A 22,006-nucleotide genomic window follows, 5' to 3' on the forward strand; every position below is an offset into this window, starting at 1 on the left:
GTTGAGTTCTCAAGGAACGGACGCTTCCTTTGTACTCACCCCCGCGACATCCGCTGGGGCTTTCCTCCGGGCTTTCGTTCTGTTCTTGCGTTTCCAACTCTACCAGATCATTTCCGCGCCGTTTCCGGCGGTGGATTTGAATTCAGTGACTGTTGGGGGTCTTTGCCTTTCGGCGTTCCACCACTTTAGCGCTTATCCCTTGCGGCTCATAATCGAGCCACTGGCCAGGAATTCGGGCATGCCGAATAGGACCCCGCCAGGGGTAAGTCGTAGGTGTTGGGTTGGCCGCTCTGGGTCTCTGCCGACAGCAGTGCCCGTTCAAGCGGCTCGGGCTACGTTAGGCGTCCGGCAGGGCCGAGTCAAGTTGAGCGGCGGCGTGGTGCGTGGGCGCGGTACGGGCTCACCGTCGGGTCGTGGGTGACCCAGAAGCGGTACGGGTGGGCCGCGCCGGCTCCGCCCACTCCCGTGCGCGGGCCGCTGCTCATCAGGTCCGCCGAGGTCGGGGTGCCCGTGAGGAGGGACAAGGGGGAATCGGGGCCCGCGCAGAGGTCGGTGCCGTCGAGGGAGCGGTCCACGTCCAGGGCCGTGGCCAGGCGGGCCGGGCCTTTGGCCAGTTCCCTCGGGCTTCTGGCTGAAACTCGGCGTTTGGCGGCCAGCTCGGCGCCCACAGTGACCTCACCCGCGCGCAGCAGCACCCCGCTCGCGTGGCCCGGGGGGCCGCACACCAGGTTGAGGCTGAACCACATGCCGTAGATGAAGTAGACGTACGCGTGTCCGGGTGGACCGAACATCGACGCGTTGCGGGCGGTGCGGCCGCGGTAGGCGTGGGAGCCGGGGTCACTCTCCCCCTCGTACGCCTCGACCTCCGTGATACGCAGTTCGAGAGGGCCGTCCGTGGTGCGGCGGACGAGGGTGCGGCCCAGGAGGTCCGGGGCCACGCTGAGGACCGGGCGGTCGAAGAAGGACCTGGGCAGGGGCGTACGGTCAGGGCGCGCGCTCATCCGGTCGAGCGTAGTGGAACGCGTCCACCTGGAACCGGGGCCTAAGGTTCCGCGTTGGTACGGGGTAGTCGCGGCGTAGTCGCCAGATCCTTTCAAGGGGAGTTAGAGCATGGGCTTCAAGAAGCTGTTCGCGAGCCTGGGCGCCGGTGGTGCTTCGGTGGACACGATCATCACCGAGCCGAACGTCGTGCCCGGTGGAATCGTCCAGGGCGAGGTACGGATCCAGGGTGGATCCGTGGAGCAGCAGATCGAGGGGCTGTCCGTCGGGCTGCAGGCGCGGGTCGAGGTCGAGGGCGGCGACCAGGAGTACAAGCAGGACATCGTCTTCACCAAGCAGCGTCTGGGCGGTGCCTTCAAGGTGCAGCCCGGCGCGCTGCACGTGGTGCCGTTCGGGCTGGAGATCCCCTGGGAGACGCCGATCACCCACTTCGGGGGTCAGCACCTGCACGGGATGAACATCGGGGTCAGCACCGAGCTGGAGATCGCGCGCGCGGTGGACGCGGGCGACCTCGACGCGATCAACGTGCACCCGGTGCCGGCGCAGCAGGCGATCCTCGATGCATTCCGGCAGCTCGGCTTCACGTTCCGCAACGCGGACATGGAGCGCGGGCACATCCGGGGGACGCGCCAGTCGCTGCCCTTCTACCAGGAGATCGAGTTCCTGCCGCCGTCGCAGTACCGCGGGCTGCACCAGGTCGAGCTCACCTTCATCTCGGACGGCCGGGAGATGGACGTCGTTCTGGAGATGGACAAGAAGCCCGGTCTGTTCACCGAGGGCAGTGACACCTACCGGTGCTTCCAGGTGGGGCTGCAGTCGTACCAGAGCACGGACTGGGCGGCGTACCTGAACCAGTGGATCGCGTCGGTCGGTTCGCAGCGCAACTGGTTCTAGCCGGAGCCGGCGCCCCTGCGCTGATCGTTTCCCGAGCGTTCGCCCGGTCCTGGTCTAAAGAAGGCCAGGACCGGGCATTTTTATTGCGTTGTCCCGCGTGGCGCGCGCGGCCAGAGTGGTTGCGGGCCCTGCCGCCAGGGTGGTCGCGGGCCTGCACACGGGAGGTGGGCGAGATGCGGGACACGCTGGTGCTGAATGCGAGCTTCGAGCCGCTGTCGACAGTGACTCTGAACCGGGCCGTGGTTCTGGTGCTCCAGGACAAGGCCGTCGTCGAACAGTCGCACCCCGAGCTGCGTGTGCGCGCGGCCACCATGGATCTTCCGATGCCCCGGGTGATCAGGCTCTGCAGGTATGTCCGGGTGCCCTTCCGAAGACATGCTCCCTGGTCGCGGAGGGGGGTGCTGGTCCGGGACCAGCACCGTTGCGCGTACTGCGGGAAGCGCGCGACGACCGTGGACCACGTACTGCCGCGGGCCCAGGGGGGTGGGGACACCTGGCTGAACACGGTGGCGTCCTGCGCCGAGGACAACCACCGCAAGGCGGCGCGGACTCCGGAGGAGGCGGGGATGCCGCTCCTCCGGAGGCCCTTCGTGCCGTCGCCGGCGGACGCGATGCTGCTGGCCCTGGGGGTGGCCGGGCGGGAGGCGCTCCCGGAGTGGCTGGAGCGTTCCGCCTAGGCGGATCCCCCGCGTTCGGTGGAGACGGTTGCGCTGGGCGGCGTAGTTCTTCTACGTCGCTCAGCTGACGAGCAGTTGGACGATGGCGAGGATGCCGACCGTCACGATGATCGCGCGCAGGACCGTCGGCGAGAGGCGGCGGCCGACCTTGGCGCCGATCTGGCCGCCGATCGTGGAGCCGACGGCGATGAGGACGACGGCCGTCCAGTCGAACTCGGCGACGAAGAGGAAGACGACGGCCGCGATGCCGTTCACCAGAGCGGCGATGACGTTCTTGACGGCGTTGATGCGTTGCAGGTCCTCGCGGAGCAGCAGACCCATCAGGCCGAGGTAGAGCACGCCCTGGGCGGCACCGAAGTAGCCGCCGTACGCGCTGGAGAGCAGCATGCCGCCGAGCAGGGCCGGTCCCCCGTCGGGGTGGCCGGTGTCGCCTCCGGCGGCTTCCTGGTGTCGGCGCAGCGCGGCGGCGAGCCGGGGCTGGAGGACGACGAGGACCAGGGCCAGTGCGATCAGGACGGGCACGATCGTGTCGAAGGACTCGGACGGCAGGGTGAGGAGCAGGATCGCGCCCGCGAGTCCGCCGACGAGGGACACGGAGCCGAGCCGCAGGATGCGGGCGCGCTGGCCCTGGAGCTCCTTGCGGTAGCCGATGGCGCCGCTGATCGAACCGGGCACCAGGCCGAGCGTGTTGGACACGTTGGCGGTGACCGGGGGCAGGCCGGTGGCGAGCAGCACCGGGAAGGTGATCAGGGTGCCGGAGCCGACGATGGTGTTGATCGTGCCCGCGCCGATGCCGGCGGCGAAGACAGCGAGTGATTCCCAGATGGACATGGACGGTGCCATCCCCTTTGCATGAGTGAGTCGCCTCCCCGCCATGAAGGTCGAGGGGCCTCACCGATCATGCAGGAAGGGGATGGCGGGTCAGTCGATGGGGGGCTGTTCGCGACGGTCCGCGCCGTCCTTGTCCCGCGCGGCCGGGATGCCGCCGCCGTCCTTGCCCGTGTTCTGCGGGTTGAAGCCCGAACCGCCACCCATGGGGCCGAAGTTGCCCATGGCGCCGGAGAGGCCCTTGAGGGCGTCGCCGATCTCGCTCGGCACGATCCAGAGCTTGTTGGCGTCGCCTTCGGCGATCTTCGGGAGCATCTGGAGGTACTGGTAGGCGAGGAGCTTCTGGTCGGCGTCGCCGGCGTGGATGGACTCGAAGACCGTGCGGATGGCCTGTGCCTCACCCTCGGCGCGCAGTGCGGCGGCCTTGGCGTCACCTTCGGCGCGCAGGATGGAGGACTGCTTCTCACCCTCGGCGCGCAGGATCTCGGACTGCCGGACACCTTCGGCCTGGAGGATCGCGGCGCGCTTGTCGCGGTCCGCGCGCATCTGCTTCTCCATCGAGTCCTGGATGGAGGTCGGCGGCTCGATGGCCTTGAGCTCGACGCGGTTGACGCGGATGCCCCACTTGCCGGTGGCCTCGTCGAGGACTCCGCGCAGGGCCGCGTTGATCTCCTCGCGGGAGGTGAGGGTCCGCTCCAGGTCCATGCCGCCGATGATGTTGCGGAGCGTGGTGACGGTGAGCTGCTCGATGGCCTGGATGTAGCTGGCCACTTCGTAGGTCGCGGCCCGCGCGTCGGTCACCTGGTAGTAGATGACGGTGTCGATGTTGACGACCAGGTTGTCCTGGGTGATGACGGGCTGCGGCGGGAACGGAACGACCTGCTCGCGGAGGTCGATCCGGTTGCGGATCGAGTCGATGAACGGGACGACGATGTTGAGGCCCGCGTTGAGGGTGCGGGTGTATCGGCCGAACCGCTCGACGATGGCGGCGCTGGCCTGCGGGATCACCTGGATCGTCTTGACCAGTGCAATGAAGACCAGAACCACCAGAATGATCAGGACGATGATGATCGGTTGCATGCGGTTCCCCGTGCCCTTCCGGCTGTCTGTGCTGCCCCGTTGATCGGAGTCTCGCAGACCTTGGGGCCGCGAGCAGGCTGGTTGTCACATGACGACGGCGGTCGCCCCGTCGATCTCCACCACGTCGACGGACTGGCCGGGTTCGAAGCTGGTGTCCGCGTCGAGGGTGCGCGCGGACCAGACCTCGCCGGCGAGCTTGATGCGGCCGCCGCTGCCGTCGACCCGTTCCAGGACGACGGCGGATCTGCCCCTCAGCGCGTCGATGCCGCTGCGGTGTTGGGGGCGCTGGGTGCGGTGCCGGTTGGCGATGGGGCGTACGACGGCGATGAGCGCGACCGACACGATCACGAAGACCAGGACCTGCGCCACCACTCCGCCGCCGACGGCAGCCGTGACGGCGGCCGCGACCGCGCCGACTGCGAACATGCCGAACTCCGGCATGGCGGTCAGGACGAGGGGGATGCCCAGTCCGACCGCGCCGATGAGCCACCACACCCACGCGTCGATGTCCACATGGTCATGGTAGGTCGGGTGGGCGCGGTCGGGACAGGGTGCGGAGACCCGTAACAGACGACAGGGCCTAGGAGACGGCCTAGCCGAGCGGGAGGCCCTGGGCGGTCCAGCGGTCGGTCCCGTTGCGCTCGACGACCAGCGGGAGGCCGAAGCAGAGGGAGAGGTTGCGGGAGGTCAGTTCGAGGTCGATCGGGCCCGCGGTGACGACCTTGCCCTGACGGATCATCAGGACGTGGGTGAAGCCGGGGGCGATCTCCTCGACGTGGTGCGTGACCATGACCATCGACGGGGCGAGCGGGTCGCGGGCCAGGCGGCCGAGGCGGCGTACGAGGTCCTCGCGGCCGCCGAGGTCCAGACCGGCGGCGGGCTCGTCGAGGAGCAGCAGCTCGGGGTCGGTCATCAGGGCGCGGGCGATCAGCGTGCGCTTGCGCTCGCCCTCGGAGAGGGTGCCGAACTTGCGGTCGAGGTATTCGGTCATGCCGAGGCGGTCGAGGAAGGCGCGGGCGCGCTGCTCGTCGACGTCCTCGTACTCCTCCTGCCAGGTCGCCGTCATGCCGTAGGCGGCGGTGAGGACGGTCTGCAGGACGGTCTGCCGCTTGGGCAGCTTGTCGGCCATCGCGATGCCGGCGACACCGATGCGGGGGCGCAGCTCGAAGACGTCCACCTTGCCGAGGGTGCTGCCGAGGATGGTGGCGCTGCCCTTGGTGGGGAAGAGGTAGCTGGAGGCGAGGTTCAGCAGTGTGGTCTTGCCGGCGCCGTTGGGGCCGAGGATCACCCAGCGCTCGCCCTCCTTCACCGACCAGGAGACCTGGTCCACCAGAGCCCGGCCCTCGCGGACCACGGATACGTCCACCAGCTCCAGAACATCGCTCATGAGCGTGTTGTCACCCCTTGCAGTCACGGTTCTCTGTGCGCCGGTAGACGCAGCCCCAGGGGAAAACCTACGCCACTCGGCGAGGGGTCCGGGGCCGGGGCCCGGTGCCGGGGCCGATCCGTAAAGTAGGGGGATGCTTTTCGAACCACGTTCAGGGCGCTTGGCCGCCTGGGGGAACGCACTGCTGGCCGGTCTGGTCTCGCCCGACGAGGCCGTGTTGTCGATCGTGGGCGAGGACTCCGTGCACCGGGTGGAGGGGCTGCCGGGCGAGACGGGCCCCGTCGGGCTCACCCTGGCGCTCGGCCGGCTGCGGGCCCTGGGGGTGACGGGGCTGCGGGTGGCGCTGCCCGCGCCGGGGCATCCGCTGGGGCTGAGCGGGCCGCCGGAGTTCAATGCGCGGGCGCTGGAAGCGGAGGAGGCGGTCGTCGCGGTGGGCGCGGCGCTGGGCCTCGTGCCGGAGGTGTCCGAGGTCGGGCCGGCCGGGGACGTGCACGTGTCGGTGACCTGGCACGTGCTGCCGGTACGGGAGGCCCCGCCGGCGGACGTGCCCTCGCTGAGCGAGGCGGAGCGGGAGCTGGCGGAGGCGCTGCGCGAGGCGACCGAGGCGCTGACCCGGCTGGACGTGGCCGGGTCCGGGCCGGTCGCGGAGGCCGCGCTGTCGGCGTACCGGGCGCGGGCGGAGGCCGGGCGGGACGCGCTGGCGCCGGGGTATCCGCCGCGGGCGGTGCGGGTGCTGGCGCTGGCGCAGCGGGTGGACCTGATGGTGTCGCTGGCGTACGAGAACGGGCACGGGGGCGCGGTGGCCGCCTCGGAGATGGCGGCGCGGGCGGAGGCGCTGCGGCCGGTCGAGCGGGTCGCTCGGCGGGCGCTGGTGGCGGCGTACAACTCGGCCGTCGAGGCGCGCGAGCGGGGGCGCTAGCCGCGCGTGGCCCCGGGTCGTTGGTGCGGCGCCGCTGCGCTGGCGGCCCCGGGCTGCGCCCGGGCCTTGTGGGGCTCCGCCCCACACCCCGCGCCTCAAACGCCGGCGGGGCTGGATCGGGCCGCGCCTCACATCCCGGCGGGGCTGGATCGGGTCGCGCCTCACATCCCGGCGGGGCTGAAAATGGCGCCGCCAGGGCTGGCGGTGGCCGCGTGAAACATGGGGGAACCCCGCTTCCCAGGGAGAGGTGGGGAAGCGGGGTCGGGGTGGGGCGGGTCAGGCGTTGACGCCGGTGTTGCCGAAGGCACCGTTGAGCAGGCCGATCACGTTAACGGTGTTGCCGACCACGTTCACCGGGACGTGCACCGGGACCTGGACCTGGTTCCCGGAGGCCACGCCGGGCGAGTTCAGGGCCTCGCCCTCCGCCGACGCACCGCCGTGCGCCGAGGAGACACCGGCGCCGGCGGCGAGGAGGCCGCCCGCGATCATGGTGACGGCTGCGGCCTTCTTGAAGTTCTTCACGTTCTCGTCCTCCAGTACGTCTGCCGCGACCAGCCGTCGCGGCACGCATTGGAGAACGGCCGGCCCGCGATCGGGATACGCCATGTGGGCTACATACACCCGACCGTATGAATCTCAGACCGGAACGAGATGATCCGATTTCGCTCCGATCACTCGGCGATTCCGTGCCTGACCGCCCACAATGCGGCCTGGGTCCGGTCGGAAAGGTCCAGCTTCATCAGGATGTTCGAGACGTGGGTCTTGACCGTCTTCTCGGACAGGACCAGGGCGCGGGCGATCTCGCGGTTGGAGCGGCCGTCGGCGATCAGGCCCAGGACCTCGCGTTCGCGGTCCGTCAGCGAGCCGGGCCGGCCCGTCGGAGAGCCCTGGTCGTCCTGGGAGAGCAGGGCGAGGGCCACCTCCGGCTGGAGGAGCACGTGGCCCGCGTGGACGGAGCGGATGGCTCCGGCCAGCGCGTCCGGGTCGATGTCCTTGTAGACGTATCCGGCCGCGCCGGCCCGCAGGGCGGGGACCACGGTCCGTTGCTCGGTGAAGCTGGTGACGATCAGCACCCGGGCCGGGTTCGCCAGAGCGCGCAGCCTGCGCAGCGCCTCGATGCCGTCGGTGCCCGGCATCTTGATGTCCATCAGGATCACGTCGGGCCCCAGCTCCTCGGCGCGGGCGATGCCCTCCTCGCCGTCGGAGGCCTCGCCGACCACCTCGATGTCCTCCTGGACCTCCAGGAAGGTGCGCAGGCCCCGCCGGACCACCTGGTGGTCGTCGACCAGCAGGACGCGAATACCGTTGCCGCCGCCACGGCCGGTGCTGTCAGCCACCGGGGACCTCCATCTCGATCGTGGTGCCCCGACCGGGCTCCGAGTGCACGGTGAGCCGGCCGCCGACGCCGCTCGCGCGGTCCCGCATGGAGACCAGGCCCAGATGACGGCCCGCCCGGCGGACGGTCCGGGGGTCGAAGCCCTTGCCGGTGTCGAGGACCTTGAGCACCGCGCCCCCGGCGGGCGTCCGGGCCAGGGTGACCTCGACGCGGTCGCCGGCGGAGTGGCGCAGGGCGTTGTGCAGAGCCTCCTGGGCGACGCGGAGCAGGGCTTCCTCCTGGGTCGCGGGCAGGGCCCGTACGCCGTCACAGGTGAAGGTGACGTGCGCGGTGTGGGCGCGGTCGAGGACGTGGACGTGCGTACGGAGGGTGGCGACCAGTCCGTCCTCGTCCAGGGCGGCCGGGCGCAGCTCGGTCACGGCGGCGCGCAGTTCGTCGGCGGCTTCCGCCGCCAGGGCGGCCACCTGCTGGAGCTCGTCCTTGGCCCGGGCCGGGTCGCGGTCGACGAGGGCGGCGGCGGCCTGGGCGGTGAGGCGGAGCGAGAAGAGCTTCTGGCTGACGGCGTCGTGCAGCTCGTGGGCGAGCCGGGAGCGCTCCTCGGCGATGGTGAGCTCGCGGCTGCGCTCGTAGAGATGGGCGTTGGTGAGGGCGATGGCCGCGTGCTGGGCGAGGAGGGAGAGGAGTTCCTGGTCCTCGTCGGTGAAGCCGCGAGGGCCGCGTTTGTTCGCGAGGAAGAGGGCGCCCAGGGTCTCCTCGCCGTCGCGCACGGGCATGCCGAGGAAGTCGGACATCTCCGGGTGGGCGGCCGGCCAGCCCTCGAAGCGCGGGTCCTCGCGTACGTCGGCCAGGCGCTCGGGGCCTGACTCGTGGAGCATCGCCGCGAGGATGCCGTGCTGGCGGGGCAGCGGGCCGATCCGGCGCCACTGCTCGGCGCTGATGCCGTCCACGACGAACTGGGCGAAGCCGCCGTGGTCGTCCGGGACGCCCAGGGCCGCGTACTCGGCGTCCAGGAGTTCGCGGGCGGACACGACGATCGTGCGCAGGACGTCGCGGACCTCCAGGCGGCGGCTCATGGCGAGCAGTGCGGTGCTCACGGCGGCCAGGCCGCTGGGGGGCCCGACGTGCGGGGGGCTACCGGTCATGGGCTCACCGTACCCGCGGCCGTGACCTGCGGGATCGGGCCGTGGACGTAGGTCGAAGGGACCTGCGGGGGTGGGGCTCGTGGCCGACGCGGTGGGGGGTGGGCCGTTCCTAGGTTGGGGGCATCTGCTGATCGGGACGGAAGGCGAGGGTGCTGTCATGTCGGTGGCGATCGTGACGGGGGCGTCCAGGGGGCTCGGCCGGGCGCTGGCCGGGGAGCTGGCGGCGCGGGGCTGGGACCTGGTGCTGAGCGCACGGGGTGCGGCGGCGCTGGAGGAGACCGTGGCCGGGGTGGCTCGGGCGCCTGGGGCTCGGGTGGCGGCGGTGACCGGGGACGTGTCCTCGGCGGCGCACCGGGCGGCGCTGGTGGCGGCTGCGCGGGAGCTGGGCGGGCTGGATCTGCTGGTGAACAACGCGGGGGTGCTCGGGGCCGAGCCGTTGGTGCCGCTGGCGGAGCATGCGCTGGACGGGCTGCGGGAGGCCTTCGAGGTCAATGTGGTGGGGCCGCTGGGGCTGGTACAGGAGGGGCTGCCGCTGTTGCGGGCAGCACGGGCCGGGGCGGTGCTGAACATCAGCTCGGACGCGGCGGTGGTGGCGTACGCGACGTGGGGGGCGTACGGGGCGACCAAGGCGGCGGGGGACCTGATGTCGGCCGTGCTGGCGGTGGAGGAGCCGGGGCTGCGGGTGTGGTGGGCCGATCCGGGGTCGATGCGGACGCGGATGATGGCGGCGGCCGAGCCGGGCGAGGACCTGGCGGGGCTGCCGACGCCGCAGGAGGTGGCTCCGGCGCTGCTGCGGCTGGTGGAGCGGGCGCTGCCGAGCGGGCGGTACACGGCGCGGGAGCTGGCGGTGGAGGCGGGCTCAGGGGCGGGCCCGGAGGCAGGCTCAGGGGCGGGCCTGGAGGCGGGCTCAGGGGCGGGCCTGGGGGCGGGCGCGGGGGGCGGGCGGTGAGCGGGCGGCGGGCTCTGCAGGAGAAGGGTCTCTATATAACGGACATACCGCCGCAATTGGTGGCCCGGATTCCGGCCGAGCAGCGGGGGCCGGGGCTGGGGCGGGACGCCGTGCGGCTGCTGGTGTCCCAGGGCGGCGAGCGGGTGTCGCTGCACGCCTTCCGGGAGCTGCCGGCACTGCTGCGGGCCGGGGACGTACTGGTGGTGAACACCTCGGCCACGCTGGCGGCCGCGGTGGACGCCCGGCTGGGCGGCGAGGACCTGGTGGTGCACTTCTCGACGCGGGGCGACGACGGCCGCTGGGCGGTGGAGCTGCGCGCTCCGGACGGCGGCGGGACGACCCGGCCGCGGGCCGGGGGGCCGGCCGGGGCGGTGCTGGAGCTGCCGGGCGGACACCGCCTCACCCTGGAGGAGCCCCTGGCGGCGGGCGCGGACCGGCTGTGGTGGGCACGCCCCTCCCCCGCGCCGGGCGGGGTGCCGGCGCTGCTGCGGGCGTACGGGCGGCCGATCCGGTACGCATACACGGAGCGGGACCAGCCGGTCTCGGCCTATCAGACGGTGTTCGCGGTGCCGGCCTCCGACGGGTCGGGCTCGGCGGAGATGCCGAGCGCGGGTCGGCCCTTCACGGCGGAGCTGGTGGCGCGGCTGGTGAGCCGGGGGGTGCAGTTCGCCCCGCTGGTCCTGCACACGGGGGTGGCCTCGCAGGAGGCGCACGAGCCGCCGTACCCGGAGCGGTACGAGGTGTCCGCCACGACGGCGGGGCTGGTGAACGCCGCGCGGGCCGCCGGAGGGAGGGTCATCGCCGTGGGGACCACGGCGGTACGGGCCCTGGAGTCGGCCGCGGACGCGCGGGGGCGGGTGCGCCCGGCCGCCGGGTGGACCGATCTGGTGGTGACTCCGGAGCGCGGGGTGCGGGTGGTGGACGGGCTGCTGACCGGGCTGCACGAGCCCGAGGCGTCCCATCTGCTGATGTTGGAGGCAGTCGCGGGGCGGGCCGCCGTACGGCTCGGGTATGCCGAGGCAATGGCCCGGCTCTGCCTCTGGCACGAGTTCGGGGACGTCCATCTGCTACTCAAGGATGAGAGCCGTGACCATATGAATTGCTCCAGCAACTCACGGTGAAACCGTTACGTGCCCGATGTGACCCCGCACATAGGACCCACATCACTTACGAAGCTGCCTAGTGGACGGATAAAGACCCTGTCAGTGCTGTCCCGCCTAGCGCCGAGGCCCGAATTCGGGCCTCGGCGTCCGTGCGTGATCCACTAAGCGGCTTCGTACGTCACACCTTTGCCACAGGATTTTGCCGCCGCTAAGAATTGCTCCCGTCGCACAGCACCGCGGATCCCCGGATCCACAAAGCGCCTTCCTGCGACTCCCGCTATTCGAAGAGGTTGCCCCGCCATGTCTGCTTCCCGCATCCCCGGTCACAGTCGTCTGACGAAGGCACACAAGCTGACCATCGCCGGTGTCGCCACGCTGAGCGCCGCCGCCGTCGCCTTCTCCCTCGTGCCGGCCGACGCCGCCGAGGCCGAGACGGTCACCGCCGCCCCCGTCGCCTGGACCCAGGCCGTCAACGGCGCGCAGACGAAGGCGCTGCACGGCAACCTCTCCGCACAGCAGGTCATCGCCCAGGCGAACGCGAAGGCCGCGGCCAAGATCAAGGCCGACGCCGACGCCAAGGCCAAGGCCGAGGCCGCCGCGAAGAAGGAGCGCGAGGCGAAGACCGCCGCGAGCCGTTCCGCCGCCCGCACCCCGGTCTTCGCGAACAACCTCGACGGCTGGATCAAGGAAGCCCTCTTCATCATGAAGAAGGAGGGCATTCCGGGCACCTACGCCGGAATCCACAAGAACGTCATGCGCGAGTCCAGCGGTAACCCGATGGCGATCAACAACTGGGACATCAACGCCCAGAACGGCATCCCCAGCAAGGGTCTGCTCCAGGTCATCTACCCGACCTTCAAGGCGTACCACGTCAAGGGCACCAAGTTCGACCAGTACGACCCGGTCGCCAACATCGTCGCCGCCTGCAACTATGCGGCCGACCGCTACGGCTCCATGGACAACGTCAACAGCGCCTACTAGGCCTCGGCGTACCCAAGCCCCCCATGCGCCTCAGGGCGGCACCCGGACTTCCGGATGCCGCCCTGAGGCGTTTTGCCGTGCGTGCACACGGGCCGGGCGTGCGGTCGTCCCGCCCGCGTCCTACTTGCCCGCGCGCATGACCTCGGGCTCGTGGCGGCGCAGCAGGCGCTGCACCGCGAAGCCGCAGGCGACGCCGATGAGCAGCAGGATGGTGATGTTCAGGCTCCACTGCCCGATCGTGGCGTCCCAGAGCGGGTCCGTGTTGGTCGGGTTCTCCGCGTCCCACGGCGGCATGAGCTTGCCGAGGTTCAGCGTGGTGCCGGCGGCGGCGATTGCCCAGCGGGACGGCATCAGCCAGGCGAACTGCTCCAGGCCCGGGGAGTCGTAGACCTGGAAGAGGATGCCGGTGAAGACGACCTGGACGATCGCGAACATGACCAGCAGGGGCATGGTCTTCTCGGCGGTCTTCACCAGCGAGGAGATCACCAGGCCGAACATCATCGAGGTGAAGCCGAGCGCGATGACCGACAGGCAGATCTCGACGGCCGGCGGCATGATCAGGCCCTCGGTGGGCAGGTCACGCGGGAAGAAGCCGATCGCACAGATGATCACGCCCTGGATGGCCGTGATGACGCCGAGGACGATCACCTTCGACATGAGGTACGCGGACCGGTACAGGCCGGTCGCGCGTTCTCGCTCGTAGATGACCCGTTCCTTGATCAGCTCACGGACCGAGTTGGCGGCACCCGAGAAGCACATGCCGACCGCGAGGATCAGCATGATCGTGCCGGCGTCGCCGTTGAAGCGGGACGGCGCGACGGGCGGCGCGAGGCCGAACTTCGCGGGGATCACCGTGGAGACCACGCCCAGGACGGCGGGCAGGAGCACCATCAGGGCCAGGAAGCCCACGTCCGACGCGATCACCGAGACGTAGCGGCGGATCAGCGTCCACAGCTGCGAGCCCCAGCCCTGCGGCTTGGTCGGGTGCATCTGCTGGGCCGGAGGCATCGCGACGGACTGCGGGGCGACCGCGTCGATGTCGGCGGCGTACAGCTGGTAGTGCTGGGAGCCCTTCCAGCGGCCGGCCCAGTCGTAGTCACGGTAGTTCTCGAAGGCCGAGAACACGTCCGCCCACGTGGTGTAGCCGAAGAAGTTCAGCGCCTCGTCCGGCGGGCCGAAGTACGCGACCGAACCGCCCGGGGCCATGACCAGCAGCTTGTCGCAGATGGCCAGCTCGGCGACCGAGTGGGTGACGACGAGGACCGTGCGGCCGTCGTCGGCGAGGCCGCGCAGCAGCTGCATGACGTCGCGGTCCATGCCCGGGTCGAGGCCCGAGGTCGGCTCGTCCAGGAAGATCAGCGAGGGCTTGGTGAGCAGCTCCAGGGCCACGGACACGCGCTTGCGCTGACCACCGGAGAGCGCGGTGATCTTCTTGTCCTTGTGGATGTCGAGCTTGAGCTCGCGCAGCACCTCGTCGATGCGGGCGGCGCGCTCGGACTCGGCGGTGTCGCCCGGGAAGCGGAGCTTGGCCGCGTACTTGAGGGCGGTGCGGACGCGCAGCTCCTTGTGCAGGATGTCGTCCTGCGGGACCAGGCCGATGCGCTGGCGGAGCTCCGCGAACTGCTTGTACAGGTTGCGGTTGTCGTAGAGGACGTCGCCCTCGTTGGCCGGGCGGTAGCCGGTCAGCGCCTTGAGCAGCGTCGACTTGCCGGAGCCGGAGGGGCCGATGACGCCGATCAGCGACTTCTCCGGGACCCCGAAGGTGACGTCCCGCAGGATCTGCTTGCCGCCGTCGACCGTGACCGTGAGGTGGCGGGCCGAGAAGGAGACCTCGCCGGTGTCGACGAACTCCTCAAGGCGGTCGCCGACGATCCGGAACGTCGAGTGGCCGACGCCGACGATGTCGTTCGGGCCCAGCAGCGCGGTGCCGGACTTCGCCAGCGGCTGACCGTTGACGTAGGTGCCGTTGTGGCTGCCGAGGTCGTGGATCTCGAAGCGGCCGCCGGGCATCGAGCGGAACTCGGCGTGGTGGCGGGAGACCTGGAGGTCGGAGACCACCAGCTCGTTCTCCAGCGCACGGCCGATCCGCATGACGTGGCCCAGCGAGAGCTGGTGGAACGTCGTCGGGCTGCGGTCTCCGTAGGCCGGGGCCGCGCCCTGCGCCGGGCGGGGAGCGGCGGCGCCCTGCTGGTGCGGGAGGTGGACCTGCTGCTGCGGCTGGTGCTGCGCGTGCTGCTGCTGTTCCCAGGCCTGGTGCTGGGGCTGCTGCTGCTGCTGCGGAGCCTGGTAGGCCGGGGCCTGCGGCTGGGCGTACGCCTGGGCCGGGGCCTGCTGTGCCTGCTGTGCCACGGCCGGCTGCGGCGCGGCCGCGCCGGCGGCGCTCAGATTCAGCCTCGGGCCGTCCGTCGCGTTGCCGAGGTGGACCGGCGTGCCGGGCACGAGCTCGGTCTGCTGGACCCTGGCCCCGTGCACGTAGGTGCCGTTGGTGCTGCCGTGGTCCTCGATGCCCCAACCCCGGCCGTTCCAGGTGATGGTGGCATGCCGCCACGACACCCGGGCATCGTCGATCACCACGTCTCCCTGGGGGTCACGCCCCAGCGAGTACGACCTGGACGGATCGAGCGTCCAGGTCCTTCCATTCAATTCCAGTACGAGTTCCGGCACTCCAGCCCCACTTAAGTCCCCCGAGAATCCCCCATGACGTCAGGGAGTCTAGGGATGGCGAACATCCGGGGGAACTATTTCAGGCCTACAGCCGTATGTGGAATCCGGGCCTTGCCGGGGCGTCTACGACTGCCCGTTGACGGGGTCGAAAGTCACCCGGAGAGTGAGATACGGGACTTCTCGCCCGGTGGTCCCGTCGCGTACCGCTCGGTAGGCATCGGGGGTTCAGCGTATGCGCCGCATCCGTTGGGGGGACGTGCTGCTGTCCGCCGTCGCCGCCGTGGGCTGGTCCCTGATCGTGATGGCGGGCGTGGCCGGACTCGGGCTGCATCTGCTGGGCGCCGACGCCTCCGACGCCGCGGGAGGCGCGCTCGGCGCGATGACGGCCGCCACGGTGGTCCTCGCGGTCGGTGGAACCGTGACCCCCTCGGGTGACGTCTCGGTCCTCGGGGCCACCGGTGCGGGGGCCGAAACCTCCCTGGACGTCATGCCCTTGGGGGTGTCGCTGGCCGGGGCGCTGGTCCTGGCCTCGCTGTTCCTGCGTTCCCTCCGGGCCGGGGCGGGCCACGGGGAGACGGCGGCCAGGGTGGCGGTCCTCGGGGCGCTGTTCGTGGCGACGGCGGGCGGGCTGGCGTGGGCCGGGCACGACGTGGTCACCCTCGACGGGACGCTGCCGCTGCCCAGGACCCCCGCGAAGGTCGAGATCCCGGGGATCGGGGACATCGGCGGGCTGCTCCCGGACCGCATCGGGGACCTGATCGAGACCCGGACGCGGGTGGGGTTCTCGGTGGAGCTCGGGCCGACCCTGCTGGGCGCGGGGGTGTGGGTGCTCGCGGTACTGGCGCTCGCGCTGCTGGTCTCGCGGCGCGGGCCGGCGGCCCTGGCCCGGCTGCGCCCTGCAGCCTCGGCGGTGGTGGCGATGCTGCTGGTCGCGGTGGCGGCCGGGTGGGCCGCGGCGGTGTGGGCGGCGCTGGGCGACGACCAGCCGCGGCGGGTGCTGGGCGGGGCGCTGCTGGGGGCGCCGAACGGGAGCTGGCTGGGGGTGCTGCTGGGTTTGTCCGTGCCGGTGCGCGGCCGGGTCACGGGGGCTCCGGCCCGGCTGCTGCCCGATCCGCTGGACGATCTGCTCGCGGTGTCCGTGCGGGAGCCGGTGACGGTGGCCCGACTCGCGGAGTACGACGAGCGGGTCTGGCTGCTGGTCGCGGGGGCGGCCCTGCTGCTGCTCTACGCGGGCGTGCTGGCGGCCGTACGCACACCGGGGCGCGGGATCCTGGGGTGCGCGGCGCGGCTGTCGGCCTGCACCGGGGTGGCCCTGGCGGTGCTGGTCTGGCTGACGGGATTCTCCGCGGACGCCTCGCTCGCGGTGCTGGGTGTGGACGCGGTGGACGCGGGGGTGGAGCTGCGGGGGGACGTCCCGTACGCGCTGCTGCTGGGCGCGCTCTGGGGGGCGGTGGCCGGGGCGGCGGGTGCGCTGCCGACCCGCCGGCGCCGGGCGGCCCTGCCGGGCCGGGCCGGGCCGCCGGGGCCCGCGCCGGGGTGGCCCGACCCCGGGGCGCCGACGGCCGCGTACCCCGGGGCCGTACCGTACGGCGGGCCCATACGCGGTGCGCGGCCCGGAGCGGGCGGGGAGGCGGACGGCTCCTGGGACGTGACCGTGACCGGTGTCCCGCCCTGGTCACCGAGGCCGCCGAAACCGCCCCGCCGGGAGCCCTTCACTCCGCCTCCCCCGCCTGGGGCTCCGCCGCCCCCGCCGAAGCCTCCGAAGCCGCCGGCGCCGCCGCGGTGAGGCCCGGCGGCCGCCGCCCGGTCGGCGCGACCGTTCAAGAGGTGGGACGGGGGTCCAGGGGCCCGGGTCGGGAAGATACGGTGAGGGCACCATGAGCGCATCGCAGACCTCCGACGTCCCCACCCTCCTCGTCAAGATCTTCGGCAAGGACCGTCCCGGGATCACCGCCGGGCTGTTCGACACCCTCGCCGCCTACTCCGTCGACGTCGTCGACATCGAGCAGGTCGTCACCCGTGGCCGCATCGTCCTGTGCGCCCTCGTCACCAAGCCCGCCGGCGGAGCCGAGGGCGACCTGCGGGCCACCGTCCACAGCTGGGCCGAATCCCTCAGGATGCAGGCCGAGATCCTCTCCGGTACCGGTGACAACCGGCCGCGCGGCAGCGGCCGCTCGCATGTCACCGTGCTCGGGCACCCGCTCACCGCCGAGTCCACGGCTGCGATCGCCGCCCGGATCACCGAAACCGGCGGCAACATCGACCGTATTTTCCGGCTCGCCAAGTACCCGGTGACGGCGGTGGAGTTCGCCGTCTCCGGCGTCGAGACGGAGCCGCTGCGCACCGCGCTGGCCACCGCCTCCGCGCACATCGGCGTGGACGTGGCCGTGGTCTCGGCCGGACTGCACCGGCGGGCCCAGCGCCTGGTCGTCATGGACGTGGACTCGACCCTCATCCAGGACGAGGTCATCGAGCTGTTCGCGGCGCACGCCGGGTGCGAGGCCGAGGTCGCCGAGGTCACCGAGCGGGCCATGCGCGGTGAGCTGGACTTCGAGCAGTCGCTGCACGCCCGGGTGGCGCTGCTCGCGGGTCTGGACGCCTCCGTCGTGGACAAGGTCCGCGCCGAGGTGCAGCTGACCCCGGGCGCGCGGACCCTGATCCGCACGCTCAAGCGGCTCGGCTACCAGGTGGGTGTGGTCTCCGGCGGATTCACCCAGGTGACGGACGATCTGCGGGAGCGGCTGGGGCTGGACTTCGCCTCCGCCAACACCCTGGAGATCGTCGACGGGAAGCTGACGGGCAAGGTCACCGGCGAGATCGTGGACCGGGCGGGCAAGGCCCGGCTGCTGCGCCGCTTCGCCGCGGAGGCCGACGTACCGCTGTCCCAGACGGTGGCCATCGGCGACGGCGCCAACGACCTGGACATGCTGAACGCGGCCGGGCTGGGCGTGGCCTTCAACGCCAAGCCGGTGGTCCGCGAGGCCGCGCACACCGCGGTGAACGTGCCCTTCCTCGACGCGGTGCTGTACCTGCTCGGGATCACCCGCGAGGAGATCGAGGCCGCCGACCTGGCCTGAGCCCTGAGCCCTGACCCCGACGCACGCGATCGGGCCCCGGCAGCCGATGCGGTTGCCGGGGCCCGTCGGTGTCCCGGGACGCCGGTCAGAGGCCCTTGGGGGTCCAGTAGTCGAGCAGGGTGCCCACGCCGTGTTCCACGGACTTCCACGATCCGGTGAAGGAGACCACGGCGAGGGCCGCGGTCGGGAAGCCCGTACGGGTCATACGCGCCAGGGTTTCGCCCTCCGCGCGCCCCGAGAGGGCGTCGGCGAGGGCGTGCATGCCCGGGTTGTGCCCGATGACGAGGAGGTCGGAGACCTCGTCGGAGGTCTCGTTGAGCAGGGCGATGAGCTCGCCCAGCGAGGCGTCGTAGAGCCTCTCCTCGTAGTGGGTCTTCGGCCGGTGCGGCATCTCCTGGACGGCGAGCTTCCAGGTCTCGCGGGTGCGGGCGGCGGTGGAGCACAGGGCCAGGTCGAAGACGATGCCGGTTTCGGCGAGCTTCAGACCGACGGCCGGCGCGTCCTTGCGGCCTCGTTCCGCGAGCGGTCGATCGTGGTCGGACACCTCGGGCCAGTCGGCCTTGGCGTGCCGGAGGAGGGCGATCCTGCGGGGTGTGTCGGCGCTCATGACTCCCAGCTTCGCACGAAACGAGCCACGGGGCGGTGGGTGTTGGGGGGCTCACGCCCGGGTGAGGGGGGCGCGGGAGGTCAGCCGACGGCGCGCAGGAGCTGCTCGGCGACCTGGACGAGGCCCGAGACCTCACCAGTGGCCGCGTGGGCCTCACCCGATCCGGCGAGGAGCAGCAGCAGGAGCCCGAAGGCGAGGGCGGGCAGGGCCAGTGCCCACCAGTGCAGCCGGGTGCCGGCGGCAGTGGTGGTGCGGGCCCGGGGGCCGGAGGGGCCCGGCGGGAGGGGCCTGATGTGCGTGGGGGCCGACATGGCCGCCTCCGTGGGTGTGGACCGGACTGACTCGCTGCCTGCGAATCTATGGATCCGGGGCCGTGGTTCCCATCCGGGGCACACCCCACTTCACCCTGAGCCTGACCCCCTAGGGGTGGTGGGGTTAGCCCCACCACCCCGGGTGTCCGCCCTCACGGGGACACGGCGCTCAGGGGGAGGCGATCGTGGCGATAACGGAGATGATCACGGTCACGGCGAGGAACGCGCCGAGCACGAGGCCGAGCTTCTTGCGGCCGTCCTGCGGGTTCGGTTCAAGTACGGGCGACATGCCGGTCAGTCTCCCATGCCGCATTCGTCCTCGATCGTGCGGTCCCGTCCGGCGAGGACGCCCAGCACGATCTGCGGCACGAGCAGTCCGGCCATCAGGGCGAGCGGCAGGTCCCAGCCTCCGCTGTGCTGGTAGAGGGCGCCGATGAGGAGGGGGCCGGGGATGGAGATGAGGTAGCCGGTGCTCTGGGCGAAGGCGGAGAGCTTGACCACGCCGGCCGGGGACTGGGCGCGCAGCCCGATGAGGGTGATGACCAGGGGGAACGCGCAGTTCGATATGCCGAGCAGCAGCGCCCAGGCCCAGGCTCCGGCGGCGGGGGCGAAGTAGAGGCCGAGGTAGCCGATGAGGCCGAAGACGCCGAGGGTGACGGCGATGGCGCCCTGGTTCTTCATCCGGGCGGCGAGGCCGGGGATGACGAAGGCGAGCGGGACACCCATGACCATCGTGACGGCGAGCAGCACTCCGGCCGTGGAGGCGGAGACCCCGGCGTCGCGAAAGATCTGCGGGAGCCAGCCCATGGTGATGTACGCGCCGGTGGCCTGGAGGCCGAAGTAGCAGGCCAGGGCCCAGGCGGTACGGCTGCGGACGACGCGCGGGCCGGCCCCGGACCCGACGGGGCCGGCGGCGGCCCCGGCCCGGTCGGCACGCCGGGAGGCGCGGGCGACGGGCAGCCAGGGCAGTACGGCGAGCAGGGCGAGCACGGCCCAGATCAGCAGGCCGGCGCGCCAGCTGCCGCCGAGGGCGCCGGTCAGCGGGACGGTCGCGGCGGCGGCGAGCGAGGTGCCGGCGGCCAGGGACATGGAGTACAGGCCGGTCATGGTGCCGACCCTGTCCGGGAAGAAGCGCTTGACGATCACCGGGAGCAGCACGTTGGTGAGGGCTATGCCGGCCAGCGACAGGGCGCTGGCGGCGAGGAAGCCGACGGCGCCGGCCGCGAAGGGGCGGATGAGCAGGCCGGTGGCGACCGCGGCCATGCCGGCGCAGACGACGGCGGCCGGGCCGAAGCGGCGGGAGAGCCGGGGCGCGGTGACGCCGAAGACGGCGAAGCAGAGGGCGGGGACGGAGGTGATCAGTCCGGCGACGGTGCCTCTCATGCCGAGACCGGTGCGGGTCTCCTCGAAGAGGGCGCCGAGGCTGGTGATGGCGGGCCGCAGGTTGAGGGCGGCCAGCACGATTCCGACGATGAGTACCGGGCCGAGCCAGGTCGGCTGCGCCGTTGCCTGCGGGGTGGCGGCCGGGGTGCGGGCTGCGGCGGCCCCGGCCGCACCGGTGGCCGGCCAGGAGGGCGTGTCGCCCCCGGCGGGCCGGTCGAGCGTCTGGATATCTTCGTCGGGCATTCAACCATCATAGAATCATGGGATGATTGGTTGTCCAATCGCTCCTGAAGTCCCGTGAAGTCGCTCCCGAGAGGAACCCATGCCGCTGACCTCGCCCCGGCGCTCCGCACTCGTCGATCAGGTGATCGCCCAGCTGCGGAACCAGATCACCTCCGGCGAGTGGCCGGTCGGCGCCCGCATCCCGACCGAGCCGGAGCTCGTCGAGCTGCTCGGGGTCGCCCGCAACACGGTGCGCGAGGCCGTGCGGGCGCTGGCGCACAACGGCCTCCTCGACATCCGGCAGGGCTCGGGGACGTACGTCATCGCCACCAGCGAGCTGGCCGGCGTGATGCACCGCCGCTTCGCCGGGGCCGAGCCGCGGCACATCGCCGAGCTGCGTTCGACGCTGGAGTCCTCGGCGGCCCGGCTGGCGGCGGAGCGGCGCACCGAGCGGGACCTCGTACAGCTGGACGCCCTGCTGGCGCGCCGCGAGGAGGCCTGGGCGGGCGGGGACGCGGAGGTCTTCGTGGCGGCGGACGTGAGCCTGCACATGGCCGTGGTGACCGCCTCGCACAACGACGTGCTGATCGAGCTGTACGCGGACCTCGGCGACCTGGTGGCCGACTGGCTGCGGGCGGACGTGGGGACTGAGCTGCACCCTTCCGCCCATCTGGACCACGCCCGGCTGATCGAGGCGATCCGGCGGGGCGACGGGGACGCGGCGGCCTCGGAGGCCGCCGGTTACCCGTTCGCCTGCCTCGGCAAGAACGCCGAGGGCACCCCGCTCACGGGCGCCGGTGGCTGACCCAGGCCGAGCGGACCTCTTTCCAGCAGCGGCCGACGAGCTCGGTCCGGCCGGCCGGGCCGACGGCCACGGCGACGCCGTCGCCGTCCACGTCCCACCAGCGGTCGCACTCGACGTGCAGCCGCACGAGGTCGGTCTCCGGGTAGGCGTTGTGGCAGTACGCCGATACCTGCGAGCCGTGGATGACGGTGTCGCAGTCCGCACCGAAGAGCTCGCCCCCGGCGGGCCGTGCGGGCTGCGCGGGGGGTTCGGCGGGGATGTCGGTGAGCTCCACGACGGCGGGGGCCACCACCTCGGGGCCGGGTGCGGGCTCCTCCCCCACGGGTTGTGCGGCGGCTCCGGGGACCAGGAGTCCGGTCAGGATCACGGACGTGACCAGAACGGATACAGCTCGGCTCGGCCTCGCGCGCACTCCTACCTCCTCCCCGCAGGAGCCGAGAAGATCCCGGCTTGGTCAGTTTGCAGGCATCTGTCCCGGTTTTCGACTCGGGAAGATCCAGTCGGCCGGTGAACATGAGATCGAGCATGCCCGCGCGCAACGCGAAACGGCGGCGGGGGGGGGGGGGGGGGGGGGGGGGGGGGGGGGGGGGGGGGGGGCGGGGGGGGGGGGAGGGGGGGGGAGGGAGAGGGGGAGCGGGCGAG

23 protein-coding genes are annotated in these 22,006 nt (G+C 71.9%); 9 read left to right on the plus strand and 14 right to left on the minus strand.

Going from position 1 to position 22,006, the window contains the following annotated elements:
- Window positions 1-359 precede the first annotated feature (359 nt).
- Complete coding sequence (locus ACZ4YL_RS15255; RefSeq protein ID WP_468116804.1) at window positions 360-1,001, minus strand: DNA-3-methyladenine glycosylase; 642 nt, start codon at window positions 999-1,001, stop codon at window positions 360-362.
- A gap of 109 nt (window positions 1,002-1,110) precedes the next feature.
- Here ACZ4YL_RS15255 and ACZ4YL_RS15260 point away from each other — a divergent pair, with 109 nt between their 5' ends.
- Together ACZ4YL_RS15260 and ACZ4YL_RS15265 are read left to right on the plus strand one after the other, a co-directional pair.
- Window positions 1,111-1,893: a sporulation protein gene (locus ACZ4YL_RS15260; protein WP_468116805.1), complete on the plus strand. Its 783-nt coding sequence runs from the start codon at window positions 1,111-1,113 to the stop codon at window positions 1,891-1,893.
- A gap of 173 nt (window positions 1,894-2,066) precedes the next feature.
- Window positions 2,067-2,570 carry an HNH endonuclease gene (locus ACZ4YL_RS15265; protein ID WP_301372004.1) on the plus strand — a complete coding sequence of 168 codons (504 nt, stop codon included), beginning with the start codon at window positions 2,067-2,069 and terminating at the stop codon, window positions 2,568-2,570.
- Window positions 2,571-2,630: 60 nt separating this feature from the next.
- On the opposite strand, the gene ACZ4YL_RS15270 is transcribed toward ACZ4YL_RS15265, so the two are convergent.
- From ACZ4YL_RS15270 to ACZ4YL_RS15285, 4 genes are all read right to left on the minus strand, one after another.
- The gene (locus ACZ4YL_RS15270; protein WP_468116807.1) at window positions 2,631-3,401 is read right to left on the minus strand and encodes a sulfite exporter TauE/SafE family protein; all 771 of its coding nucleotides are present in this window, start codon (window positions 3,399-3,401) and stop codon (window positions 2,631-2,633) included.
- A 90-nt stretch (window positions 3,402-3,491) separates the two neighbouring features.
- On the minus strand, window positions 3,492-4,478 hold the full coding sequence (locus tag ACZ4YL_RS15275; protein ID WP_314249236.1) for an SPFH domain-containing protein: 987 nt from the start codon (window positions 4,476-4,478) through the stop codon (window positions 3,492-3,494).
- A gap of 84 nt (window positions 4,479-4,562) precedes the next feature.
- A complete protein-coding gene (locus tag ACZ4YL_RS15280) occupies window positions 4,563-4,991 on the minus strand; it encodes an NfeD family protein (RefSeq protein WP_301372001.1) in 429 nt (142 codons plus the stop codon).
- Window positions 4,992-5,070: 79 nt separating this feature from the next.
- Entirely contained in the window at window positions 5,071-5,865 is a 795-nt protein-coding gene (locus ACZ4YL_RS15285; protein ID WP_030720092.1) for an ABC transporter ATP-binding protein, read from the minus strand.
- A 133-nt stretch (window positions 5,866-5,998) separates the two neighbouring features.
- Here ACZ4YL_RS15285 and ACZ4YL_RS15290 point away from each other — a divergent pair, with 133 nt between their 5' ends.
- Window positions 5,999-6,784 carry a hypothetical protein gene (locus tag ACZ4YL_RS15290; protein WP_468116809.1) on the plus strand — a complete coding sequence of 262 codons (786 nt, stop codon included), beginning with the start codon at window positions 5,999-6,001 and terminating at the stop codon, window positions 6,782-6,784.
- Between the two features lie 276 nt (window positions 6,785-7,060).
- On the opposite strand, the gene ACZ4YL_RS15295 is transcribed toward ACZ4YL_RS15290, so the two are convergent.
- The 3 genes from ACZ4YL_RS15295 to ACZ4YL_RS15305 all read right to left on the minus strand — a co-directional run bounded on the left by ACZ4YL_RS15295 (window position 7,061) and on the right by ACZ4YL_RS15305 (window position 9,262).
- Window positions 7,061-7,306 carry a chaplin gene (locus tag ACZ4YL_RS15295; RefSeq protein ID WP_030012639.1) on the minus strand — a complete coding sequence of 82 codons (246 nt, stop codon included), beginning with the start codon at window positions 7,304-7,306 and terminating at the stop codon, window positions 7,061-7,063.
- 149 nt (window positions 7,307-7,455) lie between these two features.
- Window positions 7,456-8,121 carry a response regulator transcription factor gene (locus ACZ4YL_RS15300; RefSeq protein ID WP_351154284.1) on the minus strand — a complete coding sequence of 222 codons (666 nt, stop codon included), beginning with the start codon at window positions 8,119-8,121 and terminating at the stop codon, window positions 7,456-7,458.
- Window positions 8,114-9,262, minus strand: a complete 1,149-nt coding sequence (locus ACZ4YL_RS15305) for a GAF domain-containing sensor histidine kinase (protein WP_468116811.1) — start codon at window positions 9,260-9,262, stop codon at window positions 8,114-8,116. The genes ACZ4YL_RS15300 and ACZ4YL_RS15305 overlap by 8 nt, the downstream gene beginning before the upstream one ends.
- Before the next feature lie 157 nt (window positions 9,263-9,419).
- Between ACZ4YL_RS15305 and ACZ4YL_RS15310 the strand changes: the two genes are divergently transcribed.
- From ACZ4YL_RS15310 to ACZ4YL_RS15320, 3 genes are all read left to right on the plus strand, one after another.
- Entirely contained in the window at window positions 9,420-10,211 is a 792-nt protein-coding gene (locus ACZ4YL_RS15310) for an SDR family NAD(P)-dependent oxidoreductase (RefSeq protein WP_468116813.1), read from the plus strand.
- Complete coding sequence (locus tag ACZ4YL_RS15315; RefSeq protein ID WP_468116815.1) at window positions 10,208-11,332, plus strand: S-adenosylmethionine:tRNA ribosyltransferase-isomerase; 1,125 nt, start codon at window positions 10,208-10,210, stop codon at window positions 11,330-11,332. The genes ACZ4YL_RS15310 and ACZ4YL_RS15315 overlap by 4 nt, the downstream gene beginning before the upstream one ends.
- Window positions 11,333-11,614: 282 nt before the next feature.
- On the plus strand, window positions 11,615-12,295 hold the full coding sequence (locus ACZ4YL_RS15320) for a transglycosylase SLT domain-containing protein (protein WP_468116816.1): 681 nt from the start codon (window positions 11,615-11,617) through the stop codon (window positions 12,293-12,295).
- A 120-nt stretch (window positions 12,296-12,415) separates the two neighbouring features.
- On the opposite strand, the gene ACZ4YL_RS15325 is transcribed toward ACZ4YL_RS15320, so the two are convergent.
- A complete protein-coding gene (locus ACZ4YL_RS15325; protein ID WP_468116818.1) occupies window positions 12,416-14,959 on the minus strand; it encodes an ABC transporter ATP-binding protein/permease in 2,544 nt (847 codons plus the stop codon).
- 232 nt (window positions 14,960-15,191) lie between these two features.
- On the opposite strand from ACZ4YL_RS15325, the gene ACZ4YL_RS15330 reads away from it, so the two are divergent.
- Both ACZ4YL_RS15330 and serB read left to right on the plus strand, forming a co-directional pair.
- Window positions 15,192-16,745 (plus strand): streptophobe family protein, encoded by a 1,554-nt coding sequence (locus tag ACZ4YL_RS15330; protein ID WP_468116820.1) that lies wholly within the window; start codon window positions 15,192-15,194, stop codon window positions 16,743-16,745.
- 91 nt (window positions 16,746-16,836) lie between these two features.
- Window positions 16,837-18,036, plus strand: coding sequence for a phosphoserine phosphatase SerB (gene serB / locus ACZ4YL_RS15335; RefSeq protein WP_382516942.1), 1,200 nt, complete (start codon window positions 16,837-16,839; stop codon window positions 18,034-18,036).
- Window positions 18,037-18,121: 85 nt separating this feature from the next.
- On the opposite strand, the gene ACZ4YL_RS15340 is transcribed toward serB, so the two are convergent.
- The 4 genes from ACZ4YL_RS15340 to ACZ4YL_RS15355 form a co-directional block, all read right to left on the minus strand.
- Window positions 18,122-18,643, minus strand: a complete 522-nt coding sequence (locus ACZ4YL_RS15340; protein WP_030386470.1) for a SixA phosphatase family protein — start codon at window positions 18,641-18,643, stop codon at window positions 18,122-18,124.
- A gap of 80 nt (window positions 18,644-18,723) precedes the next feature.
- Window positions 18,724-18,954 carry a hypothetical protein gene (locus tag ACZ4YL_RS15345; RefSeq protein ID WP_390801748.1) on the minus strand — a complete coding sequence of 77 codons (231 nt, stop codon included), beginning with the start codon at window positions 18,952-18,954 and terminating at the stop codon, window positions 18,724-18,726.
- A gap of 169 nt (window positions 18,955-19,123) precedes the next feature.
- On the minus strand, window positions 19,124-19,243 hold the full coding sequence (locus tag ACZ4YL_RS15350) for an SGM_5486 family transporter-associated protein (RefSeq protein ID WP_252309064.1): 120 nt from the start codon (window positions 19,241-19,243) through the stop codon (window positions 19,124-19,126).
- Between the two features lie 5 nt (window positions 19,244-19,248).
- A complete protein-coding gene (locus ACZ4YL_RS15355; protein ID WP_468116823.1) occupies window positions 19,249-20,580 on the minus strand; it encodes a CynX/NimT family MFS transporter in 1,332 nt (443 codons plus the stop codon).
- Window positions 20,581-20,659: 79 nt separating this feature from the next.
- On the opposite strand from ACZ4YL_RS15355, the gene ACZ4YL_RS15360 reads away from it, so the two are divergent.
- The gene (locus ACZ4YL_RS15360; RefSeq protein ID WP_468116825.1) at window positions 20,660-21,364 is read left to right on the plus strand and encodes a FadR/GntR family transcriptional regulator; all 705 of its coding nucleotides are present in this window, start codon (window positions 20,660-20,662) and stop codon (window positions 21,362-21,364) included.
- Here the strand turns inward: ACZ4YL_RS15360 and ACZ4YL_RS15365 are convergent.
- Window positions 21,345-21,728 carry a hypothetical protein gene (locus ACZ4YL_RS15365; RefSeq protein ID WP_468117252.1) on the minus strand — a complete coding sequence of 128 codons (384 nt, stop codon included), beginning with the start codon at window positions 21,726-21,728 and terminating at the stop codon, window positions 21,345-21,347. The two genes, ACZ4YL_RS15360 and ACZ4YL_RS15365, sit on opposite strands and share 20 nt — an antisense overlap.
- Window positions 21,729-22,006 lie beyond the last annotated feature (278 nt).

It is taken from the genome of Streptomyces sp. NPDC030021, from assembly GCF_055574035.1.

Excerpts from the sequence above, each read along its gene's own strand:
- serB (WP_382516942.1), top strand. The coding sequence starts at position 16,837 with ATGAGCGCATCGCAGACCTCCGACGTCCCCACCCTCCTCGTCAAGATC.
- ACZ4YL_RS15320 (WP_468116816.1), top strand. The coding sequence starts at position 11,615 with ATGTCTGCTTCCCGCATCCCCGGTCACAGTCGTCTGACGAAGGCACAC.
- ACZ4YL_RS15310 (WP_468116813.1), top strand. The coding sequence starts at position 9,420 with ATGTCGGTGGCGATCGTGACGGGGGCGTCCAGGGGGCTCGGCCGGGCG.
- ACZ4YL_RS15350 (WP_252309064.1), bottom strand. The coding sequence starts at position 19,243 with ATGTCGCCCGTACTTGAACCGAACCCGCAGGACGGCCGCAAGAAGCTC.
- ACZ4YL_RS15265 (WP_301372004.1), top strand. The coding sequence starts at position 2,067 with ATGCGGGACACGCTGGTGCTGAATGCGAGCTTCGAGCCGCTGTCGACA.
- ACZ4YL_RS15305 (WP_468116811.1), bottom strand. The coding sequence starts at position 9,262 with ATGACCGGTAGCCCCCCGCACGTCGGGCCCCCCAGCGGCCTGGCCGCC.
- ACZ4YL_RS15260 (WP_468116805.1), top strand. The coding sequence starts at position 1,111 with ATGGGCTTCAAGAAGCTGTTCGCGAGCCTGGGCGCCGGTGGTGCTTCG.
- ACZ4YL_RS15275 (WP_314249236.1), bottom strand. The coding sequence starts at position 4,478 with ATGCAACCGATCATCATCGTCCTGATCATTCTGGTGGTTCTGGTCTTC.
- ACZ4YL_RS15355 (WP_468116823.1), bottom strand. The coding sequence starts at position 20,580 with ATGCCCGACGAAGATATCCAGACGCTCGACCGGCCCGCCGGGGGCGAC.
- ACZ4YL_RS15255 (WP_468116804.1), bottom strand. The coding sequence starts at position 1,001 with ATGAGCGCGCGCCCTGACCGTACGCCCCTGCCCAGGTCCTTCTTCGAC.
- ACZ4YL_RS15360 (WP_468116825.1), top strand. The coding sequence starts at position 20,660 with ATGCCGCTGACCTCGCCCCGGCGCTCCGCACTCGTCGATCAGGTGATC.
- ACZ4YL_RS15290 (WP_468116809.1), top strand. The coding sequence starts at position 5,999 with ATGCTTTTCGAACCACGTTCAGGGCGCTTGGCCGCCTGGGGGAACGCA.
- ACZ4YL_RS15270 (WP_468116807.1), bottom strand. The coding sequence starts at position 3,401 with ATGTCCATCTGGGAATCACTCGCTGTCTTCGCCGCCGGCATCGGCGCG.
- ACZ4YL_RS15285 (WP_030720092.1), bottom strand. The coding sequence starts at position 5,865 with ATGAGCGATGTTCTGGAGCTGGTGGACGTATCCGTGGTCCGCGAGGGC.
- ACZ4YL_RS15345 (WP_390801748.1), bottom strand. The coding sequence starts at position 18,954 with ATGTCGGCCCCCACGCACATCAGGCCCCTCCCGCCGGGCCCCTCCGGC.
- ACZ4YL_RS15340 (WP_030386470.1), bottom strand. The coding sequence starts at position 18,643 with ATGAGCGCCGACACACCCCGCAGGATCGCCCTCCTCCGGCACGCCAAG.
- ACZ4YL_RS15330 (WP_468116820.1), top strand. The coding sequence starts at position 15,192 with ATGCGCCGCATCCGTTGGGGGGACGTGCTGCTGTCCGCCGTCGCCGCC.